Genomic DNA, 19,950 nt, shown 5'->3' with positions numbered 1-19,950 from the left:
TGACCGGACTCACACCGCAGGCCGGGTAAGAAGCGGCCCCTCCCCCGCTCTCCCCGTCCGACCGGCCGCACCCCGGCCGTCACAGAACCCACACACGTCACACGTTCCGCCCGCGAACTCCGGGGCAGGACGACATCGGGAGGAATCGCCATGACTGCAGCGCCCATCGTCGTCGAACAGATCGTCCAGGCCCGCCTCTTCGTCACCACCCACCGCACCGCCGTACTGCGGGTCGCCCTGCGCTACCGGTCGGACGACCCGCTGGCCGTCCGGATGGCCTTCCCCGCCGAGTTCTCCCTGGACGGCACCCCGCTGCCCGAGGCCCCGCCTGAGGTCGAGTGGGTCTTCGCCCGGTGGCTGCTGGCGGCCGGCCTGGACGCGCCCAGCGGCCTCGGCGACGTGCACCTGCGTCCGGCCGCGGCCGGACGCACCATGCTGGAGCTGCGCTCCGCCGAGGGCGTTGCCCTGCTCCAGTTCGACGGCGACAAGCTGCGGCACTTCCTGTGGGAGACCTTCCTCGCCGTGCCGGAGGGCGAGGAGGCGCTGTTGCTGGACGCCGACCGGGCGCTCGCCGAACTGCTGGGCTGACACGGCCGTCAGGCGGAGAGCCTGCGCATCAGCCGCACCCCCTGCCCCGGGGTCATGTGCGGCAGGTAGGCCTTGCCGATCGCCCGGGTGATCGCGGGCAGCGCCGCCGGGTCCGGATAGACCATGTACATGGGCCGGTACTCGGGCTGGAACTTCGCCTTGAAGGCGAGCAGCGAGCGGAAGCCGTACACCGGCTCAAGTACCCGGCCCATCCAGTCGAGCATCCGCTGCAGCGCGGTCGGCGGCTCGCCGCGGTCGGAGCGGGCCAGCGGCGCCCCGGAGAGGCTGAGCCAGCGCGCGCCCTCCTCCTTGAAGCCGAGCGCGGCCGAGGCGATCAGGAACTCCATCACCCCGCGGAAGCCCTCCGAGCGGCGGCGCATGAAGTCCAGCGTCCAGCCGACCGGCTGCCCGGCCTCGTAGACCGGCATCCAGCTGGTCAGCCCGTGCACGGTGCGGTCGCCGTCCACCGCGACGAGCATCCGCACCGCCGGGTCGTCGAGCTCGGCCAGCCCGCCGAGGGTGAATCCCATCTCCGGCAGCCCCTTGTCGGAGACCCACTCCTCGGAGATCGATCGGATCTGGTCGCGGATGCCGGTCGGCGCCTCCCGGTAGGTCCACCACTCGGCGGTGATGCCCTGCTTGCCGGCCTTGTTGAGCGAGGTGCGGATGTCCTGCCACTTCTTGCCGGTGAAGGCCAGGTCGGGCAGCGGCACCACGGTGTCCTCGGCCACCTGGAGTGAGCGCCAGCCGAGCCGCTCGGCGGCCTGCCGGGCGTCCGCGGTGACGCTGTAGAAGCACGGCGTCCAGCCGCGGGTGTCGCAGTACCGGGCGAAGCCGGCCACCGCCCGCTGCCGGGCCTCCGGTTCGCCGAACGGGTCGCCGGTGGTGAGCGCCACCGTGGCGATCACCCGGTAGGGCACCGCGGCCCGGCCCTCCGCGTCGAACCAGTAGTGGTTGCCGTCCCAGGTGGAGATGAAGGAGAGGGTGGAGCCGCCGTACTCGGTGAGCAGGGCGCGGGCCCGGGCCGTGTCCTCGGCGTCCGCGTGCACGACCGGCCGCCGGAAGGCCGTCAGCAGGGCGGTCAGCGCGACCGCCCAGAACACCAGGCCGACCGCGATCTCCAGCGCCTGCGCGCCGCCGCCGGAGGCGATCGGGCGGTCCGGCAGCAGTTCGTCGTAGGCGGGCGGCAGCAGCACCGAGGGCAGTCCGGCGGCCAGCCCCGCGGCGGTGGCGTCCGGCTCGTACTGGTCGCGCAGCAGCCAGCCGATGCCGACGTACGCGCCGCAGCACACCAGCAGCGCGGTGCCGACCACCGCGGCGAGCCGGTTCCGCACCCGGGGCGCCATCCGCTGGTCGAAGCTGAGCCGGGTCACCACCTGAAGCACCAGCATCGCCACCGGCAGCAGCAGGGCCTCGCCGATGAGCTCGAACAGCAGGCCGGTGCCGCCGTCCTTGGCGAACTCGTCGTAGTTGATCGCCAGCAGCCACCAGAGCACCCCGACCCAGGCGAGCTCGGTCAGCACGGTGATCCACCAGGCGAGCCGTAGTCCGCGGCGCAGCCCCTCGGCGAGGACCAGCAGCAGGACGGGCACCAGGGCGGCCATCAGTCGGCCCGGCGAGTCGAAGTAGCGGACGGCGGAGTGGGCGTGCGCGCACGCTCTGGCCGACTCGGCGCAGGCGTCGGCGACCTCCGCGCCGGAGGGCACGTGCGAGAAGTACAGGTCGGCGAGGGTGTTGAACGGGCCGATGGCGTCCCGGTAGAGCGAGGCGACGAGCGGCCCGATCGCGGCGGCCGCCAGGGTGAGCGCCACCAGCACCCGGGTCTCGGTGTGCGAGGCGCGGTGCGGGCGGTGGCCGCGGTGGCGGTGCATCAGGGTGCCGGCGGCGAGCCCGGCGAGCACCGCGGCGACCCGCTGCACGCCCTGCAGGTGGCCGACGTAGAGCATCAGCACCAGCGGCACCAGGACGACCACCAGCCGCAGCCGGCGCCGCCAGAGCGCGGTGAGCCGGAAGCTGACGACCGCGCCGAGCGCGAACACCCCGATGGTCGGGCCGACCGCGATCTGGTCCTGGATCGCCTTCGTCCAGCCGAGGTCGGCGGAGACCCCGATCCGGACGGCGGCGGTGCCGAGCAGGGTGCCGGCGATCTGCCCGCCGAGCAGCACGGCCCCGGCGAGGGCGGTGCCGAGCCGCAGTTCGGCGAACGGCCCGAACACCGCCAGCAGCAGGCTGGTGACGACGTACGAGCCGATGCCGGAGCACCAGAACAGCGAACTCGCCGGGGTCCACCAGTGGCCGTCGGCGAGGCTGGGGATGCCGACGCCGACGTACGGCAGCAGGGCGTCGGACGGCCCGGTGCCGAGGCTTCCGGTGGCCGCGCCGACCACCCACAGGGCGGCGATCAGGGCGAGGCTGAGCGGTGCCCGGCGCAGCTGGGCGAGGGCGGCCGCGGCCAGTCGCACCGGGCGGCTGCCGTACTCCGGTTGCGGTCGGACGGGGGCCTTGTCAGCGGTCTCGGCGGTGGGTTCGGTCATGTGATCAGTCCCGTCTGCTGGGCGAGCCAGGTCACGTTGTCGGCGAGTCCGGCGCGGAAGGTGTTCCAGTCGTGGCCGCCCGGCACGGTCATGAACCGGGCCTTCATCCCGGCGGCGACGGCGGCGGTGTGCACCTCGCGCTGCTGGGGCCCGTACTCGCCGTCGGCGTCGCCGACCACGAAGGTCGCGGCGGTGTCCGGGAACCTCTCCCGGGCCATCACGTGCAGCGGGTCGACGGCGTCGAAGGCGGCCTCGTCGCCGCCGAAGGCGGTGTCCACCGTCTTCTGGTGGCTGCCGAGGGTGGGTTCCCGCTGGCCCGAGATGTCGAGGAGGGTGCCGTAGACGCGGGGGGCGTTGACGGCGAGTTGGAGGGCGCACGTGCCGCCGAGCGAGAGGCCGCCGATGGCCCACGCGCGGCGGCCCTCGGCGGTCTGCAGGTGGTGGCGGGCCCAGTCGGGCACGTCCTCGGCGAGGTAGGTCTGGGCGCGGGCGATCCGCGAGTCCATGCAGAGGCTGTTGCCCCAGGTGGAGCCGGTCTGGTCGACCATCAGCACGATCGGCGCGAGGCCGCCGTGGGCGGCGGCGAAGGCGTTCATGGTGGTCTCCAGCTGCCCGGAGGAGACCCAGTCGGAGGGGCTGCCGGGCTGGCCGGCCATCAGTACCAGGACGGGCAGCAGCGGGCGTGGGCTGGCCCGGTAGGCGGGCGGCAGCCAGACGTAGGCGTCGCGGGCCTTGAAGCCGGACTTCGTGCCGGGGATCGGGGTCCGGGCGAGGGTGCCGCGGGCGGGCAGGCCGGGCGGCGGGTGCCAGACCTGCGCGAGCGTGCCGCCGGACGGGGCGGCGACGGTGTGCGGGTCGCGGCCGGTGGGCAGCGCCTGGGTGGCCGGGGCGAGCATCGCGCGCAGCGTCCCGTACTCGTCGTAGAAGCGGTTGACCTGGGAGGCGGCCATGACGGCGACCAGGACGGCGGCGGCCGGGACGAGCACCTTGCCGACGGTGCGCGGCGGGGCGGTGGGGACGAAGCGGGCGACGGCGAGGGCGAGGCCGAACAGGGCGAGCGCGATCCACCCGGTGACCTCGTCCGGCAGCCCGCCGGCGAAGGGCTGCCACCAGGTGTTGACGGTGAGGGCGACCAGCACGCCCGCCGCGGCCGCCCCGAGGGCGGCGGCCGGCAGCCGCAGCGGCCACCAGCGCGGCGCAGGGACGAGGACGAGCAGCAGCAGCGCGGCGCTGCCGGCGACCAGCAAGGTGTAGGGGACGACGCCGGTGGTGATCGGCCAGTCGAGCGGGTTCCAGGCGGCGAGGCTGCGGTTCATCGGGCTGCCCCCCGCCGGTCAGGCCGCGTCGGCGCGGACGAGGTGGGCGTAGACGACGACGTTGCCGTCGTAGCCCGTCTGCCGGGTGAATCCGCCGCCGCAGGTGATCAGCCGCAGCTGGGCGTTGGGCGCGGCGGCGTAGACCTTCCGGTCGGGGAACTCCTTCTTGGGGTAGACCTCGACGCCGTCGACGGCGAAGTACGCGGTGGAGCGGTCGGCCCGGACGATCTCCACCTGGTCGCCGCGGTGCAGGGTGCCGAGCCGGTAGAAGACGGCGGGGCCGCTGCTGGTGTCGACGTGGCCGGCCAGTACGGCGGTGCCGCTCTCGCCGGGGGCGGCGCCGGCCGCGTACCAGCCGGCCAGGTTGGCGTCGTCCTCGGGCGGCGGCTGCAGTCGGCCGTCGTCGTCGAGGGCGAGGCCGGTGACGGGGGCGTCGACGCCGGCGCTGCGGATCCGGATCCGGGTGGGCGCGGCGCGGGGCATCGGCGGGGCGACGACGATGGGCAGGCCGAGCGCGTCGACGCCCTGCTGGGCGGTGGGCAGCGGGGGCAGGACGAGGCCGCCACCGTGCAGCATCCAGGCGCCGAGCACGAGGGCGGCGCCGGCCGCCAGGGTGCCCGGCCAGGGACTTCTGTGCTGTCCGCCCAACCCGTGCTCCCGTCCGTCGGGCCGCAGTCGGCGGCCCGTCTCAAGTGAAGGGCCGTCAGCCGCCCGGGGCATCCGCCGCTGCCCCGCCCGGGTGAGCGGCCGGCCGGCGGCGGCGGACGGCGGGCAGCCGCGGGCGGGTGATGAAGCCCTCCGCCATGGCGTTGGCCAGGCCGATCGCGAACAGCTCGGTGGACTTCTCGTAGAGCAGGTAGCGGGGCTGCCAGTCCGGCCGGTACTTGGCGTTGGCCCGGTAGAGCGACTCCAGCTGCCACCAGCGGGAGAGGAAGCGCAGCACGGCGCGCCACAGCCGCAGCACGGGCCCGGCGCCGAGCCGGCCGCCCTCCTCGAAGACCGCCCGGAACATGGCGAAGTTCAGCGACACCCGGCTGACCTGCAGTTCTCCGGCGGCTCCGCGCAGCAGCAGCTCGGTGACCATGAACTCGACCAGGCCGTTGTCGGACTCCCGGTCACGGCGCATCAGGTCGAGGGAGAGTCCGTGTTCGCCCCAGGGCACGAAGCTGAGCAGGGCGCAGGTGCGGTCGTTCTCGTCCCGGCACTCGATCATCAGGCAGTCGCCGTCGGCGGGGTCGCCGAGTCGGCCGAGGGCCATCGAGAAGCCGCGTTCGGTACGGCCGTGCCGCCAGGCGTCGGCGAGCCGGATCAGGTCGGCCATCTGCCCGTCGGGGATGTCGCGGTGGTAGCGGACGACGGCGCGGTACCCGGCCTTGCGGACTCGGCTGTGGGCCTGCCGCAGTGGCCGCATGGCGCGCCCCTCCAGGGTGAAGCCGGCGGTCTCGACGAGCGCCTCGTCGCCGAACTCCAGGGCGCGGAGCCCGGCGACCCGGGTGTAGGCGGTGGCGGCGGCCTCGCCTGCGCCGGTGACGGCCGGGATCCAGCCCTGCTCGCGCAGCTGCCGCTGCCAGACCTCGATCGCCTGCGGCCAGGCCTCCGGGTCGCCGATCGGGTCGCCGGAGGCGAGGGCGACCCCGTTGACCACCCGGTGCAGCACGGCGGCCTTGCCGGAGGGCGACCAGCAGACCGCCTTGTCGGGGCGGAGGGCGAAGTAGCCGAGCGAGTCGCGGGCGCCGTGCCTGGTGAGCAGTTCGCGCAGCCGCTGCTCGTCCTCGGGGCGCTGCTCGACGTGCCCGCGCGGGGAGCGGAACAGCACCCGCAGGGCGACCAGCAGCAGGGCGGCGCCGAGCAGGTTGATCCCGAGGTCGACCCAGCCGGGCACGTCGACGTCGGCGACCTGGACGACGCCGGAGAGGGTGAGCAGGCGCAGCAGCACGTACAGCGAGGCGTCGCCCCAGGAGGGCGGGGTGTCGGGGTAGGTGGCCCGGACGACCGCGGCGCCGAGGACGGTGAGCAGGGCGCCGCCGGCCACCAGGACGATGGCGGCCAGCACCACGTTGCCGCGGGTGCCGCGGGCGGCGAAGACGGGCCGGCCGATCAGCAGGGCGGCGAGCAGGGCGACGGTGACGAGGGCGGAGATCCAGTTGAAGGGGTGTTCGCTGTACTCGGGGTAGGCGAGCGCCCAGGCGAACAGTGCGGTGTACAGCGCCGCCAGGACGGTGGTGACGATCCAGGCGGCCCGCTTGCGGCGGCGGAGCATGACGGCGAGCAGCCCGGCGAAGAGCGCGCCGGTGAAGCCCGGGGCGACCAGGACGGGGGTGAAGAAGTCGCCTCGGTTGGCCCGTTGGACCTGCTGGCGGAAGGGTTCGATCAGTCCGGCGACCAGGTTGAGCAGGGCGACGACCCGGACGTACCACTCGGCGCCGATGGCGAAGCGGCGGCGCCAGGCGGGCACCGCCGGGGCGGGCCTGCGCTCGGCGGCGGCCGGTGCGGGTGCCTTTCCGCTGTCGCGGGCGGCCTGGCGGGCCTTGGGCGGGGCCACGGCGGGCGGGGTTGCGGGCGCAGCGGGCGCCGGGGGCGGGGCGGGAATCGGGGCAGGGGTCGTCGCGGAAGCCGGTGCGGTGGCGGGCTCCGCGGGCCGGGCCGGGTCGGCCGGTGCGGCTCCCGCGGGCGCGGCCGCGGCGTCGGGGGCGCCGGCCAGCACGTTGTAGAAGGAGGTCTTGGCGGCGACGATCCGCGCGTGGATCCGGGCGTCCCGCCGTTCCGCGCGGGCCATCCGCTTGGGCCGGGTGCGGTAGCGCCAGCGCGCCCAGGGGCTCTGCGGCCGGGCCAGCCTGACGGCGCCGACCATGGCGAGCGGCGGCAGCATCACCCCGATCAGGCCGGTCCAGATCTTGCCCTTGAAGAGGCTGATCGCGACCAGCAGCAGCAGGATGCCGGCGCCGACGAGCTGTCCGGCCGTCACCCGGGAGCTGAAGCCGCCGAGCGGCAGCTCGCCGATCAGCAGCAGGGCGATGACGGCGACCGCGAGGATCACCGCGTCCACGGACTTGCGCCCCTGCTCGCTCCAGTAGACGTCCTGCAGGTGCAGGACGAGCGCGAACTCGTCGAGCACCAGGCCGGCGCCGATGCCGAAGCCGACGGCGAGGACGTTCCACAGCTGCCCGCCGTTGCCGCGGACGGTGAAGGCGCCCACGCCGCAGATCAGCACCAGGGCCTGGCCGAACACCACGTGGTGGATGTGCATGCCGCCGGGGGTGACGTTCCCGGGCCACCAGCTGGTGCCGCGGCGGATCATCCGGACGCTGAAGCGGATGAAGAGGAAGGAGGCCAGCAGTCCCAGGAGCAGCAGGAACAGCGGCTCGCGTCCGGTGTCGACGATCCGCTCCCGGTACGCGTCGAGCAGCGACTGCCACATGGCGTACGGGACCTCCGGGAGGCGGCTCGTCGGGGACGGTTCCACTCATCTGACGACGGCTCAGCGGGACCCCGCCACTCGATGACGGGTTCGATGGTCCGAACGGGCGAGCGTTTCGGCCGACCCCGCCGGGTTCACTCGGCGTTCCCCGGCGGCGACGCTCCGACATGCCATGCTGTGGGCCGCACCCCACCCCGGACCGTCCATCCGACTGTCGGACTGTCAGTCCATGCGGTCCCGTTGCGAACAGACACCCCCCGAACGGAGACGACCATGGACGCTCTCTCCCGCAGGACACTGCTGGCCGGCGGTGCCGCCACCGCGGCCGCGCTCGCCGCCGGCTGCGCGGGCGGCCGCGGCCAGAACGGCGAGCAGGCGGGGCCGCCCGTCCAGGCCTCGGGAGCGGCCGACGGCAGCGGCTCGGGCACCCCCAAGCCGCCCGCCTCGCTGATCGGCGACGGCTCGACCTCCGACTCCGGGCCGCAGCCGCACCAGCCGGAGGCGGTGCCGCTGGAGCTCGGCGAGCGCCCGCCGCAGTTCGTGGTCTTCTCCTGGGACGGCGCCGGCGAGCTCGACAACGGGCTGTTCTCACGGTTCCGCCGACTCGCCCGGGACCACGACGCCAAGATGACGTTCTTCCTCAGCGGCATCTACACCCTGCCGGAGTCCAAGCGGGAGATGTACCGGCCGCCGCAGCACCCGGTCGGCGCGTCCGACATCGGCTACCTGAGCGACGAGCACATCCGCGAGACGATCCGCCAGGTCGGCGACGCCTGGCTGGAGGGCCACGAGATCGGCACCCACTTCAACGGGCACTTCTGCGGCCCGACCGGTGGCGGCCGCTGGTCCCCCGAGGAGTGGGACAGCGAGATCCAGCAGGCGATGGACTTCGTCATGAACTGGCGGACCAACACCGGCTTCACCGACCTGCCGCCGCTGCCCTTCGACTACCGCAAGGAACTGATCGGCGGCCGCACCCCCTGCCTGGAGGGCCAGCGCGGCCTGCTGCCCACCGCCGCCAAGCGCGGCTGGAAGTACGACAGCAGCGGCCCCGGCGGGCTCCAGGTGTGGCCGCAGAAGTTCCAGGGCGGCGCGCTCTGGGACATGCCGCTGCAGTCCGTCCCCTTCCCCGGGCACAGCTTCCAGGTGCTCTCGATGGACTACAACATCATGTACAACCAGTCCGGCAACAGCACCAAGGGCGACACCGCCCGGTACGGCGCCTGGGAGACCCAGGCCCGCGACTCCTACCTGGCGGGCTTCGAGCGCGCGTACAGCACCAACCGGGCGCCGCTGATCATCGGCAACCACTTCGAGCAGTGGAACGGCGGCATCTACATGAACGCCGTCGAGGAGGCGCTCAAGGGGATCGCCGGCAAGCCGGAGGTCCGGATGGTGTCCTTCCGACAGCTGATCGAGTGGCTGGAGGCGCAGGACCCGGCCGTGCTGCGGAAGCTGCAGTCGCTCGGGCCCGGCGAGTCCCCCGCCGGTGGCTGGCAGTCCTTCCTCGGCGGGCCCGCGCAGGCGGCGCCCTCCTCCTGAGCCGCCGCACCGCGGCCCCGGCGCGTCAGCCCTCGGCGAGCGCCGGGGCCTCCGCCGGCCCGGCGGCCTTCCGTGCGGCGCCGGTGCGGCCCGAGACGAGGGCTCCCAGCAACGCCACCCCGGTCATCACCAGGAAGATCACCGCGAACGGTCCCGCCGGGGCGGTGGCGCCCTCGGCGGCCGCGACCGAGCCGCCGCCGAGGCCCGCGAACAGTACGCCCGCCAGGCCGATCAGCAGCACATTGCCCAGCGCGTCGCTCAGCTGGATCGCCGCCGAGTTGGCGCCGGTGTCCTCCGGCGCCGACAGGTTCATCATCAGCACGCTGATGCTCGCCACCGCCAGGCCCATCCCGACGCCGCCGACCGACCAGGCCACCGCCGCCGTCCAGGCCGGCACCGCCGGCACCAGCACCAGCGCGGCCCCCGCGATCGCCACCGCCGTCAGCACGAAGCCCAGCCGGATCAGCGCACCGCGGTGCCGGTCCGCCCACGGCCGGCCCTGCAGCCAGGAGCCGAGCGCCCAGGACAGGCCGCCACTGGTCAGCGTCAGCCCCGCCAGGGTCGGCGACAGGTCCCGCTGGGTCACCATCATGAGCGGCACGAAGGCCTCCGCCGCGAAGAACGCGCCCGCCGCGACCCCGCGCAGCAGGATCACCGTCGGCAGGCCGCGCGCCGCCCGCAGCGTGCCCGGCGGCAGCAGCCGCACCACGGCCGGCACCAGCAGCCCCGCGCCCAGCACGGCCGGCACCAGACCGAGCAGGTCGAGGCGCTGGCCCGCGTACTGCAGCAGCCCGGCGCCGAGCGCCGCGAGCGCCGCGCACCAGGTCCGCCGCCGGTCGAAGGGGGCCGGCCGCAGCGGCGGCTGCGCCCGCTCCGCCCGGCGCAGCGCCGGGCCCATCACCACGAGCGGCAGCAGGACCAGCGCCGGCACGGCGAGGAACACCCAGCGCCAGCCCAGGTGCTGGGTCACCGCGCCGGAGACCAGCGGACCGACGATCGAGGGCAGCACCCAGGCCGCCGAGAACGCGGCGAACACCGAGGGCCGCAGCCGCTCCGGGAAGGCCCGGCCCACCACCACGTACAGTGCGACGATCACCAGGCCGCCGCCCAGCCCCTGGATCGCCCGGCCCGCCACGAACGGCCACATGCCGACCGCGGTGCCGGCCACCACCAGGCCCGCGCCGAAGACCGCTATGCCGGTGAACAGCGGCGCCAGCGGCCCCCGCCGGTCGCACCACTGGCCGGACACCACCAGCGCGAACAGCGTCGTCGTGAAGTAGCCGGAGAAGGCGAAGGCGTACAGGCCCAGCCCGTCGAGCTCGCGGGCGGCGACCGGCATCGCCGTGTTCACCGCGGTCGCCTCGAAGGCCAGCAGCAGCACCACCGAGACGATCCCCAGCGTCAGCGCGCGGTACGGGCCGCTCATCACGCCCCCGGTGTCGGGGGCGGCGTCGGGCACGGGAGCAGCGCGGTCGACCGGAGTCGAGGAGGAGGTGGTGGCCATGCCTGCCATCGTAAGGCGCTCTTGGCCCGGTGACTCCTGACCGAAGTCGGTGATCGGCTACGACCTCCGGCCTAGGCCTTATGACACCCGGGGCTCAGTGCAGCACCTTCAGTCCGAGCACGCCGCCGAGGATCAGCAGCAGGCAGGTCACCCGGGCGGCCGTCAGCGCGTCCCCCAGCGCCGCCATTCCGTACAGCGCCGTCCCGACCGCGCCGATGCCCACCCAGACCGCGTAGCCGGTCCCCAGCGGGATGGCCCGCAGCGCGTACGCCAGCCCGCCCATCGACAGCACCAGCGCCACCGCGAACACCACGCTCGGCACCGGACGCGAGAACCCCTTGGTCGCCTCCAGCGACACCGCCCAGACGGTCTCCAGCACGCCCGCCACGATCAACACCAGCCACGCCACGACGGCACCTCCGCAGTAGAGGGCGGCAGCTCTGTCGCTGCCGCCGCAGTACCGCGCCGTCTTGTCCTGCCGGGTACGACGCACCTCGTCCGGGGCGCACGGTCGCGCCACCCCTCGAACGTAACACACCACGACACACGGAATTCATACTCGAATATTGACGCACCCCTCCCCGCTCCCCCTAAGATGAATTCAACAGCACGGCGGGGTCGAATACCGGGCCCGCCGCCCACGACAGTGACGACAGGAGTCGGCCATGAACAGGAAGACGGCGGCGATCGCAACGCCCCGCACCTGTGCCGCCTGTTGTCCCGGCTGTCGCTGTTCCCGCCGCGCCTGACCGCGCGCCGCACCACCCCTCTCATGACGGGCCCGTACGGGCTTCTCCGTCACCTCACGGCCGTGTGCCCGAGTGGTTCAGGGGACCGCCTGCAAAGCGGTTTACGTGGGTTCAATTCCCGCCACGGCCTCCACCCCGAATTCCCGGACGGCAAATTCCGCCGCCCGGGAATTCGGCGTTTCCATTTCCGCCGCCGAGAGCATTTCCATGCCCGTTCGGCGGTCGAAAAGGCGCGGGCCGCCCCGGAGGTCCGGGACGGCCCGCGCCGTGGCGTGCCGGTTCTGTGCCGGTCAGTCGATCACCGGCGGGTTCGCGGTGCCACCGCGCCAGGTCTCCTCGTCCTCGACCAGGTAGTCGGGACGCTGGCCGTTGGCGTTCTTGTCCTTCTTCTTGCCCGCCGCACCGGGACCGCCGTGGAGGCCGCCGCCCGGGGCGCCGTTCTGGCCGGCCCGGCCCTTGCCGATCCCGGAGCCGCCCTCGGTGAAGGTCCGGCCGCCGGTACCGCCCTTGGCGCTGCCGACCGCACCGCCGCCGCGCCGGACCAGGCCGCTGCCGCCCTTGCCGCCGGCACCCTTGCCACCGGCGCCGGCACCGCCCGCGCCGGGCATGCCGCCCATGCCGGGAACGCCCTGACGGCCGGTGCCCGTGGCACCGGTGCCACCGGCGCCGCTGCCTCCGGTCCGACCGCCGGCACCGCCGCCCGGGCCCGTGGCACCGCCGCGGCCCGCGCCGGACGTGCCGCCCCGGCCGGGCAGGCTCCCGCCGCCGAGGCCACCCGGGATGAAGCCGCCGCCTCCCCCGAGACCGCCGCCACCACCCAGGTTCCCGCCGCCGCCGAGACCGCCGCCCCCACCGGGGGTGGTCGGCAGCGTGCCGAGGCCACCGCCGCCCGGGGTCGGGTGCGTCCCGACCGGCGGCAGGCTGTCGATCCCCGTGCTGGGCGGGACCAGGGGATGGGTCGGCGTCGGGATGGTGCCCGGCGGTACGTCGCCCGGCAGCGGGGTCGGCACGTGCGGCGAACCCGGAACGGTCTGCTTCGGCCCCTGCGGGTCGACCTGCCCCGGCTTGCCCGACGGGTCGTCCGGCACCCCGTTCGGGTACTTGGGCGCGACCGGCGGGTGGCTGGGGGTGTTCGGCGGGATGGGGTTCTCGGGCTTGGGCGGGTACTCCTGCCCATCGTCCACCACGTTGCGACGGTCAGGTGCCTTCAGGTACGCCGCCGCCTGCTTGTACTGCGGCGACAGGTGCTCCATGACGCCGATGGCGTACTGGTGGGAGATCTCCGTCGCGGAGAGGTCGCCGTAGTTCTTGTTGACCGCGCTGATCCGGTCCATGCCGCCCGCGACGTCCGCCTTGAACTGGGCGTCCGAGCGGTCGAAGCCGTCGCCGACCAGCTTCACGCCGCGCTCGAAGGTGCTCGGCACCTTGATCTGCGCCATGGTGGCCTTGCTCTGCTGCAGGGCGTCGCCGGCGAACTTCATCGCCGCGGAGGTGTTCTGCGCGTGCGCGGCCGTGTTGGTCATGCTGGTCTGCAGGACGGTCGCCCGCTTGGTGAAGCCGTCGGCGGCCGCGCCCTCCCAGTTGGCGGTGGCGTGCTGCACCGCCCGCTGCAGGTCGGCAATGGCCTGCTCCAGCTCCTGGTGGACGTTGGTCCAGTGCTGGCTGACCTCGTGGATGCGCTCCGGCTTGGAGTGCTCCAGCATCCGCTTCAGCGGGATGAGGTCCTCGTGTTCGAACGTGCTCATCTCACGCCTTCCCGGACTGCATCGACCGTGTGCTCGCGACGAACTCTTCCTCGCGCGTCCGGTAGGCGGTGTTCACCGAGTGCGTCTTGTCGCCGAAGTCGTTGATCAGCGAGTCGAGTTCCTGGATGTGCTGGCTCAGGAACTGCTGCATCTGCGAGTGCGCGGCGAAGAGCTGCTTCGCCTCGTCGAAGTTGGCGCCGAAGTCGTCGCTGACGAGGACGGTGTTGTACTTCGCCTTGTTGCCGCACTCGCTCAGGCCCTGCTGGAGAGCCCGCAGTCGCTTCACGACGGCTTCCAACTCGTCCGTGTTGACGCGGTATCCGTCGGCCATCTCACTCCTCCCCCTGGAGTCCGTACTTCCCCGTTGCTGCTGCGCCCCGTGCGCGCACGGGGCCATGGCGCCCTGACAGGGCGTTCGATCGTATCGTCTCTAGGCCGTGTACTGACACACTGTCATCGCGGCGGGTTACCGCCCTGGTAGGGGTTCTGGTACGGCTGCTGCTGGGGGTGCCCGGGGGGCGGCGGCTGCGTGCCGTACGGCTGCTGGCCGCCGTAGGGCTGCTGCGCGGGCGGCCAACCCGGGGCGGCACCGTACGGCGCCTGGCCCTGCGGCGGCACCGGGGCAGCCGGCGCCTGACGGCGGCTGCGGGTCGCCACGGCGATCACGATCACGAGCAGCACCACCAGGACGGCACCGCCGCCGAACACCATCAGCGGGGTGATGCCGCCGACCGCGGACTTGCCCGCGGGCTGCGACACCGGGGCATTCGAGGCGGCGCTCGGCGCGGCCGCGCCAGCCGGCTTGGCCAGCGGCCCCTCCGGGCTGCCCGCCGGGATATCCATGGTGAGCGCCTCGTAGGGCCGGATCACGCCGTACCCGAAGCCGGAATCCGGCAGGCCTGCGCCGCCGGCCGATGCGGGCAGCTGCGCCGACTTCACGAGGCGGTTGGCCACCTGGCCCGCGGTCAGCTTCGGGAACTTGGCCCGGACGAGCGCAGCAGCGGCCGACACGTACGCGGTCGCGTCCGAGGTTCCCTGTGCGATGCGGTACTTGGTGCCCATGTTCGGGCCCGCGCTCACGATGTCCACGCCGGGCGCGGTCAGCATCATCTGCGGGCCGGAGTTGGACTTGCTCCAGAGCTTCAGGTCCTTGTCGACCGCGCCTACGGCCATCACTCCGGCGGCACTGGCCGGGCTCGCGACCGACGAACCGTCGTTGCCGGAGCCCGCGACGATCAGCACGTCGTGGCTCGCCGCGTAGGCGATGGCCTGCTTCAGCTCGTCGCTGTCACCCGAGTGGCCGGCGAGCGAGACGTTGATCACCTTCGCGCCCTTGTCCACCGCCCACTTGATGTCCTGCGGCAGGGCGTCCCCACCGGTGGCGTCGTCTTTGTACAGCGGCAGGATCTTCGCGCCCGGCGCGAGGCCCACCACGCCCGACGTGTTGCCCGGGCCGTGGCCGTGACCGGCGATCAGGCTCGCCATACCCGTGCCGTGCGCGTCCGTCGGCTTGGTGTTGAGGTTCTGCCCGCTCTCGTCGTACCCCGGGAGGACCTGACCGGTGAGGTCGGGGTGGGTGGCGTCGACGCCGCTGTCGATGACGGCGACGATCACGCCGTCGCCCTTGCTGACGGACCAGACCTTGTCCAGCTTGAAGTACTGGTTGGCCCACTGTCCGTCCCGGACCTGGTCCGCGGACGCCCCGGGGGCGGCCGTCAGTAGCAGTGCCCCTGCCAATGTCGTGGCCCCGAGCACCCGCATGGCCCTGGTCAGCGTCATCACTACCCCGTCAGTCGTCTTCTGCTGCCCGTACGTTGTCGCAACGCCCCCGCGTGCACGCACAGGGCGCTTTCGATCGTATCGTCTGGCCGGAGGTGTACTGACTCGGCCTCAGCCGTCGGGGTGTCCGGGCGTCAGCCGGCGGCGATGGCGTCCTCGGGGAGGATCGGCAGGCGGCCGACCGGCAGGCCGGTGGCGGCGCGGACGGCGGCCGCGATCGCGGCGGGGGCGACCACCGCGGGGACGGCGCTGACCGCCTTGGCGCCGAAGGTGGCGACCACGTCGCGTTCCTCGACCAGGGCGGCGATCCGGATGTCGGGGGTGTCGAGCGCGGTGGGGAGGCGGTAGCCGGTGAGCGAGGCGTTGGCGGGCCGGCCGCCCTCGGTGCGCAGGTTCTCCATCAGGGCGAGGCCGACGCCCTGGGCGACGGCGCCCTCGATGCGGTCCTCGATCTGGCGGGGGTTCAGGGCGCGGCCGACGTCCTGGGCGACGGTGACGTCGACGACCCGGACGGCGCCGAGCTCGATGTCCACGTCGACGACCGCCCGCATGGCGCAGAAGGCGATGGAGACGAAGGCGTCGCCGTGCCCGTTCTCGTCGAGCGCCTCGGTGGGGTGCGGGCGGCACTGGGCGGTGGCCCAGAGCTCCTTGCCCTCCAGCGCCTCGGCGACGGGCATGCCGAGCACGCCGTCGTAGGAGGTGATCTTGCCGTCGGCGATGGACAGCAGCTCGACGGACATGCCGAAGTTGGCCGCGATCGGCTGCAGCAGCTGGTGGCGGACCATCAGCGCGGCCTTCTCCACGGCGCCGCCGGACACCCAGGTGTGCCGGCCGCGGGCGGAGGGGCCGGCTGCCGGCTGGTCGCTGTCGACGGGGGCGACGTACACCTCGGAGACGCCGAGGGCGGTCTGCACGATCTGCCGGGCGAGGGTGGCGAAGCCCTGGCCGGCGTCGACGGCGGCGCAGATGACGGTGGCGTGGTCGCCGCTGACCCGGACGGTCGCGGTGGAGACCTCGTCCTCGCCCTCGGCGCCGAGCATGTGCACCATGCCGACGGCGTAGCCGATGCCGCGGCGGACGGCCGCCGGGTCGCCGGCGCCGCCGGGCCCGCCGGGCAGCAGCCAGTCGGCCTCGGGGTCGTCGACCGGGAGGGCGGGCAGCGGGAGTTCGGTGACGGCGTCGAGCAGGGCCTCGACCGGGGCCGGGCAGGTGACGGCCTGGCCGGTGGGCAGCGGGTCGCCGGTGGTCATGGCGTTGCGGCGGCGGATCTCCAGCGGGTCGACGCCGACCTGCTTGGCCAGCTGGTCGAGCTGCGACTCGTAGGCGAAGCAGGTCTGCAGGGCGCCCTCGCCGCGCATCCGGCCGGCCGGCGGGTTGTTGGTGCGCACCGCCCAGGCGTCGACGAAGACGTTGGGGCAGGTGTACGGGCCGACCGAGAAGGCGGTGGCGGCGGCGAGCGCCTCGGCGGAGACGTCGGCGTAGGCGCCGCCGTCCAGCAGGATCTGCGCCTCGACCTTGACCAGCTTGCCCTCGGCGTCCGCGTGGTGGCGGTAGCGCAGCAGGGCGGGGTGCCGGGAGGTGTGGGTGTGGAAGGACTCCTCGCGGGTGAGGGTCATCTTCACCGGGCGGCCGGTGCGCAGCGCCAGCAGGGCGAGCACGACCTGGAAGGAGAGCGCCTCGCGGTCGGTGGCGGCGCCGGGGACGCCGGTGACGACGGTGCGCACCCGGTCGGGGTCGAGGCCGAGGCAGGCGGCGGTGCGGTCGCGGTCGCCGTGCGGGTCGGTGGTGGAGAGGTGGAGTTCGACGCCGCCGTCGGGGCGGGGCACGGCGAGGCCGGCCTCGGCGCCGATCGGGGCCGGGTCCTGGCGGCCGACCTGGTAGAGGCCCTCGACGACGATCTCGCCGACCGCCTCCGGGTCGCCGGTGCGCAGCGGGAGGTGGCGGAAGAGGTTGCCGTCGGGGTGCAGCGGCGGGGCGTTGAAGGCGGCCTCGGGGTCGGTGACGGCCTCCAGCGGCTCGTACTCGACGGTGATGAGGGACGCGGCGAGCCGGGCGGTGTCGGGGGTCTCGGCGGCGATGGCGGCGATCGGCTCGCCGTGGTGGCGGACGACCTCGGAGGCGAGGATCGGGCGGTCGCCGGGGACGGGGCAGGAGGCCAGGTCGGTGGCGGTGACGACGGCGTGCACGCCGGGCAGGGCGAGCGCGGCGGAGGTGTCGACGGAGACGATCCGGGCGTGGGCGTGCGGGGAGCGCAGCACGGCGCCCCAGAGCAGGCCCTCGGCCCACAGGTCGGCGGCGTAGGGGTAGATGCCGAGCGCCTTGGGGAGGGCGTCGGTGCGCAGCGGGGAGCTGCCGAGGCCGAACGGTTCGGGCGCCTGGGTGTCCTGCTCGGTGGGCGCGGTCATGCGTTCTCGTCCTCGGGGAGCCTGATGCCGTGGGCGGGGGTGGTGCCGTCGTAGCCGGCCAGGCCGGGGTGGCCGCCGGTGGTGTCGTAGCCGGCGGGTTCGTAGACCGGGGTGTCGTAGCCGGTGGGGCCGACGTAGACGTGGCCGGTGTCGTAGCCGCCCTCGTAGACGGGGGCGCCGTCGTAGTGGGCCGGGTCCGGCAGCGGGGTGCCGTGGGCCGGGGTGGCGCCGAAGGGGACGGCCTCGTAGGAGGTGCCGTGCGCGGGCGTGGGGATGTACGGGGTGCCGTGCGCGGGCGTGGTGTCGTGGGCCGGGCCGTCGTGCGCGGTGCCGTGCGCGGGGGTGGCCTCGTAGCGCCCGGTGTCGTACGGGGCGGGCCCGTGGCCGGGCGCGGGGGCCGGGGCGGGGACGTAGCCGAGGTAGCCCTCGGCGGGCTGCGGCGGCTGGAAGTAGCCGGTGTCGTAGCCCTCGGCGGCCGGGGCCGGGGGCTGGTGGGCGGCGGCGTACTGATCGGCCTCGACCCAGAGCTCGGAGTCGGCGTAGAGCGGGAGCTCGCCGGCGAGCTGGAGGTCGGCGGCGGACTGCCGGCCGGTGGCGGTCTGCTCGGCGGTCTCCTGGCCGGCCGGTCCGACGGGGTCCGCCCCGGCGGCCTGCTCGGCGGCGGCCTCGGCGGCGGCGAGCTCGGCCTCGAGCTCGGCCTCGCGGGCCTGGGCGACGGTCTGCACGGCGGCGAGCACGCCGCGGTAGCCGGTGCAGCGGCAGAGGTTGCCGCACAGGGCCTGGCGGGCCTCCACGTCGGTGGGGCGGTGGTTGCGCTGCAGCAGGTCGTGGACGGCCATGGCGAGGCCGGGGGTGCAGTAGCCGCACTGGACGGCGCCGGACTCGGCGAGGGCCTGCTGGACGTCGCTGGCGGTGCCGGCGCCGGAGAGGCCCTCGACGGTGGCGATCTCGCTGTCGGCGGCGAGCGCGGCGGGCACCAGGCAGCCGGCGACGAGCTGGCCGTCGACCTGGACGGTGCAGGCGCCGCACTCGCCCTGCTCGCAGCCGTCCTTGGCGCCGGCCAGGCCGAGCCGCTCGCGGAGCACGTAGAGCAGGCTCTCGCCGATCCAGGCGTCGTTGACCGGCCGTTCGAAGCCGTTGACCCGGAGCGTGTACGAGGCGCAGGGCCGTACGTCGCCGAGGCCGTTGAGTTCGTCCGTCACTTCAGCGCCCTTCCCAGTGCCCGGCGGGCCAGCACAGCCACGGTACGCCGCCGGCGGACGAGTTCGGCCGCCACCCCCTCGTCGACGCCCTCCAGGGCGGCGTCGGGGATGCAGGCGGCGGCGACGTACTCGCCGAAGGCGGCGAGCGCGGCGGGGTCGATGGGCTGGGCGCCGTCCTCGCCGCGGACGTCCCAGTCGATGCAGCCGGCCACCCAGGCCTCGGCCTCGTGCGGGCGCAGCGGCACGGGGGCGACGGCGCCGACGGCGCAGCGCACGGCGCGCCGGGCGGGGTCGAGGACGACGGCGACGGAGGCGGTGGCGCGGGCGGGGCCGCTGCGGCCGCCGGCCTTGAGGAAGACCTGGGGGGCGTGCAGCAGCGGAACGCGCACCCAGGTGAGGAGTTCGCCGGGGCGCAGCGGGTCGAGGCCGGTGAGCAGGTGGGTGACCGGGACCTCGCGGACGGCGCCGGAGCGGGCGAGGGTGGCGGTGGCCTCCAGGGCGGCGAGCACGGGGAGGGTGTCGCCGGCCGCCCCGGCGGCGGCGATGTTGCCGCCGAGGGTGCCGACGTTGCGGATCTGCGGCGGTCCGGCGGTGCGGGCGGCGTCGGCGAGGGCGGGGATGAGCGCGGCGAAGTCGGGGCGGTCCATCCGGGCGTGGGTGAGTGCGGCGCCGAGCACGGCGGTGCCGCCGTCCTCGTAGCGCCAGCCGCGCAGTTCGGTGATCCGGCCGAGGCCGATCAGTGCGGCGGGGCGCAGCCGGCCCGCGTTGACCGCCTCCATGAGGTCGGTCGCGCCGGCCACCGGGACGGCTCCCGGGGTCGCGGCCAGCGCGTCGACGGCCTCGTCGACCGAGGCCGGCAGCATGATCGTCCGGTTCACCAGGATTCCACCGTGCTCCACTTGCTCATCAACTGCCCTGCCCTCCCCACCGGCAGTGCGGCCTGGCCCGTAGGGTACGGGCGATCGGGCCGGGTTGGGCAACTCTGGCACACAATGCTCGGTGATCACTTGCCGGGTTGCGGGACTGCGAGGGCAATACCGGACGAATCAGGCCACAAAACGAAGCGAACCGGAACCCCTCAGGCCGGATGTTCATCGGATATTGACCTGACGCTGCCGCAGGTCCGCCGGGGTCGGCGTGGTGCGGACACCCCCGCGCACGTGGTTGA

Annotated in this window: 13 protein-coding genes, 1 tRNA gene, 1 pseudogene and 1 riboswitch; of the genes and pseudogenes, 3 read left to right on the top strand and 12 right to left on the bottom strand. The window is 74.2% G+C overall.

Annotated features, from left to right (window positions below):
• Positions 1–150: 150 nt before the first annotated feature.
• On the top strand, positions 151–588 hold the full coding sequence (locus AB0P35_RS21285) for an SsgA family sporulation/cell division regulator (RefSeq protein ID WP_363512676.1): 438 nt from the start codon (positions 151–153) through the stop codon (positions 586–588).
• 8 nt (positions 589–596) lie between these two features.
• On the opposite strand, the gene AB0P35_RS21280 is transcribed toward AB0P35_RS21285, so the two are convergent.
• The 4 genes from AB0P35_RS21280 to AB0P35_RS21265 are packed head-to-tail and all read right to left on the bottom strand — an operon-like array spanning position 597 to position 7,901.
• Complete coding sequence (locus AB0P35_RS21280) at positions 597–3,122, bottom strand: DUF2156 domain-containing protein (protein WP_363512674.1); 2,526 nt, start codon at positions 3,120–3,122, stop codon at positions 597–599.
• On the bottom strand, positions 3,119–4,438 hold the full coding sequence (locus AB0P35_RS21275) for an alpha/beta hydrolase-fold protein (RefSeq protein WP_363512672.1): 1,320 nt from the start codon (positions 4,436–4,438) through the stop codon (positions 3,119–3,121). Before AB0P35_RS21275 ends, AB0P35_RS21280 begins: the two co-directional genes overlap by 4 nt.
• 18 nt (positions 4,439–4,456) lie before the next feature.
• Positions 4,457–5,086 carry a class F sortase gene (locus AB0P35_RS21270; protein WP_363512667.1) on the bottom strand — a complete coding sequence of 210 codons (630 nt, stop codon included), beginning with the start codon at positions 5,084–5,086 and terminating at the stop codon, positions 4,457–4,459.
• Between the two features lie 55 nt (positions 5,087–5,141).
• Positions 5,142–7,901: a phosphatidylglycerol lysyltransferase domain-containing protein gene (locus AB0P35_RS21265; RefSeq protein ID WP_363512665.1), complete on the bottom strand. Its 2,760-nt coding sequence runs from the start codon at positions 7,899–7,901 to the stop codon at positions 5,142–5,144.
• 228 nt (positions 7,902–8,129) lie between these two features.
• Between AB0P35_RS21265 and AB0P35_RS21260 the strand changes: the two genes are divergently transcribed.
• A complete protein-coding gene (locus AB0P35_RS21260; RefSeq protein WP_363512663.1) occupies positions 8,130–9,398 on the top strand; it encodes a hypothetical protein in 1,269 nt (422 codons plus the stop codon).
• A gap of 25 nt (positions 9,399–9,423) precedes the next feature.
• On the opposite strand, the gene AB0P35_RS21255 is transcribed toward AB0P35_RS21260, so the two are convergent.
• Positions 9,424–10,902, bottom strand: coding sequence for an MFS transporter (locus tag AB0P35_RS21255; protein WP_363512661.1), 1,479 nt, complete (start codon positions 10,900–10,902; stop codon positions 9,424–9,426).
• 94 nt (positions 10,903–10,996) lie between these two features.
• The gene (locus AB0P35_RS21250; RefSeq protein ID WP_363512659.1) at positions 10,997–11,311 is read right to left on the bottom strand and encodes an SMR family transporter; all 315 of its coding nucleotides are present in this window, start codon (positions 11,309–11,311) and stop codon (positions 10,997–10,999) included.
• Positions 11,312–11,361: 50 nt separating this feature from the next.
• Positions 11,362–11,424: riboswitch (guanidine-III (ykkC-III) riboswitch) on the bottom strand.
• A gap of 285 nt (positions 11,425–11,709) precedes the next feature.
• Between AB0P35_RS21250 and AB0P35_RS21245 the strand changes: the two genes are divergently transcribed.
• Positions 11,710–11,784: transfer RNA gene (locus AB0P35_RS21245), tRNA-Cys, on the top strand.
• Positions 11,785–11,941: 157 nt separating this feature from the next.
• Here the strand turns inward: AB0P35_RS21245 and AB0P35_RS21240 are convergent.
• The 6 genes and pseudogenes from AB0P35_RS21240 to AB0P35_RS21215 form a co-directional block, all read right to left on the bottom strand.
• Positions 11,942–13,396, bottom strand: coding sequence for a hypothetical protein (locus tag AB0P35_RS21240; RefSeq protein WP_363512657.1), 1,455 nt, complete (start codon positions 13,394–13,396; stop codon positions 11,942–11,944).
• A 1-nt stretch (position 13,397) separates the two neighbouring features.
• The gene (locus tag AB0P35_RS21235; RefSeq protein WP_363512655.1) at positions 13,398–13,727 is read right to left on the bottom strand and encodes a hypothetical protein; all 330 of its coding nucleotides are present in this window, start codon (positions 13,725–13,727) and stop codon (positions 13,398–13,400) included.
• Between the two features lie 122 nt (positions 13,728–13,849).
• Positions 13,850–15,175, bottom strand: a complete 1,326-nt coding sequence (locus AB0P35_RS21230) for a S8 family serine peptidase (protein WP_363512653.1) — start codon at positions 15,173–15,175, stop codon at positions 13,850–13,852.
• 134 nt (positions 15,176–15,309) lie between these two features.
• A complete protein-coding gene (locus tag AB0P35_RS21225; protein WP_363512651.1) occupies positions 15,310–17,580 on the bottom strand; it encodes a xanthine dehydrogenase family protein molybdopterin-binding subunit in 2,271 nt (756 codons plus the stop codon).
• 695 nt (positions 17,581–18,275) lie between these two features.
• Positions 18,276–18,740, bottom strand: a pseudogene (locus AB0P35_RS21220) ((2Fe-2S)-binding protein); the annotation flags it as partial.
• Between the two features lie 38 nt (positions 18,741–18,778).
• On the bottom strand, positions 18,779–19,645 hold the full coding sequence (locus AB0P35_RS21215; protein WP_363512759.1) for an FAD binding domain-containing protein: 867 nt from the start codon (positions 19,643–19,645) through the stop codon (positions 18,779–18,781).
• Between the last annotated feature and the right edge of the window lie 305 nt (positions 19,646–19,950).

Source organism: Kitasatospora sp. NPDC085879 (assembly GCF_040686255.1).
In the GTDB taxonomy this organism is placed as follows: Bacteria; Actinomycetota; Actinomycetes; order Streptomycetales; family Streptomycetaceae; genus Kitasatospora.
This window is presented reverse-complemented; position numbering and strand designations above follow the sequence as displayed.

Excerpts from the sequence above, each read along its gene's own strand:
- AB0P35_RS21280 (WP_363512674.1), bottom strand. The coding sequence starts at position 3,122 with ATGACCGAACCCACCGCCGAGACCGCTGACAAGGCCCCCGTCCGACCG.
- AB0P35_RS21240 (WP_363512657.1), bottom strand. The coding sequence starts at position 13,396 with ATGAGCACGTTCGAACACGAGGACCTCATCCCGCTGAAGCGGATGCTG.
- AB0P35_RS21230 (WP_363512653.1), bottom strand. The coding sequence starts at position 15,175 with ATGACGCTGACCAGGGCCATGCGGGTGCTCGGGGCCACGACATTGGCA.
- AB0P35_RS21255 (WP_363512661.1), bottom strand. The coding sequence starts at position 10,902 with ATGGCCACCACCTCCTCCTCGACTCCGGTCGACCGCGCTGCTCCCGTG.
- AB0P35_RS21275 (WP_363512672.1), bottom strand. The coding sequence starts at position 4,438 with ATGAACCGCAGCCTCGCCGCCTGGAACCCGCTCGACTGGCCGATCACC.
- AB0P35_RS21260 (WP_363512663.1), top strand. The coding sequence starts at position 8,130 with ATGGACGCTCTCTCCCGCAGGACACTGCTGGCCGGCGGTGCCGCCACC.
- AB0P35_RS21225 (WP_363512651.1), bottom strand. The coding sequence starts at position 17,580 with ATGACCGCGCCCACCGAGCAGGACACCCAGGCGCCCGAACCGTTCGGC.
- AB0P35_RS21235 (WP_363512655.1), bottom strand. The coding sequence starts at position 13,727 with ATGGCCGACGGATACCGCGTCAACACGGACGAGTTGGAAGCCGTCGTG.
- AB0P35_RS21215 (WP_363512759.1), bottom strand. The coding sequence starts at position 19,645 with ATGCTGCCGGCCTCGGTCGACGAGGCCGTCGACGCGCTGGCCGCGACC.
- AB0P35_RS21285 (WP_363512676.1), top strand. The coding sequence starts at position 151 with ATGACTGCAGCGCCCATCGTCGTCGAACAGATCGTCCAGGCCCGCCTC.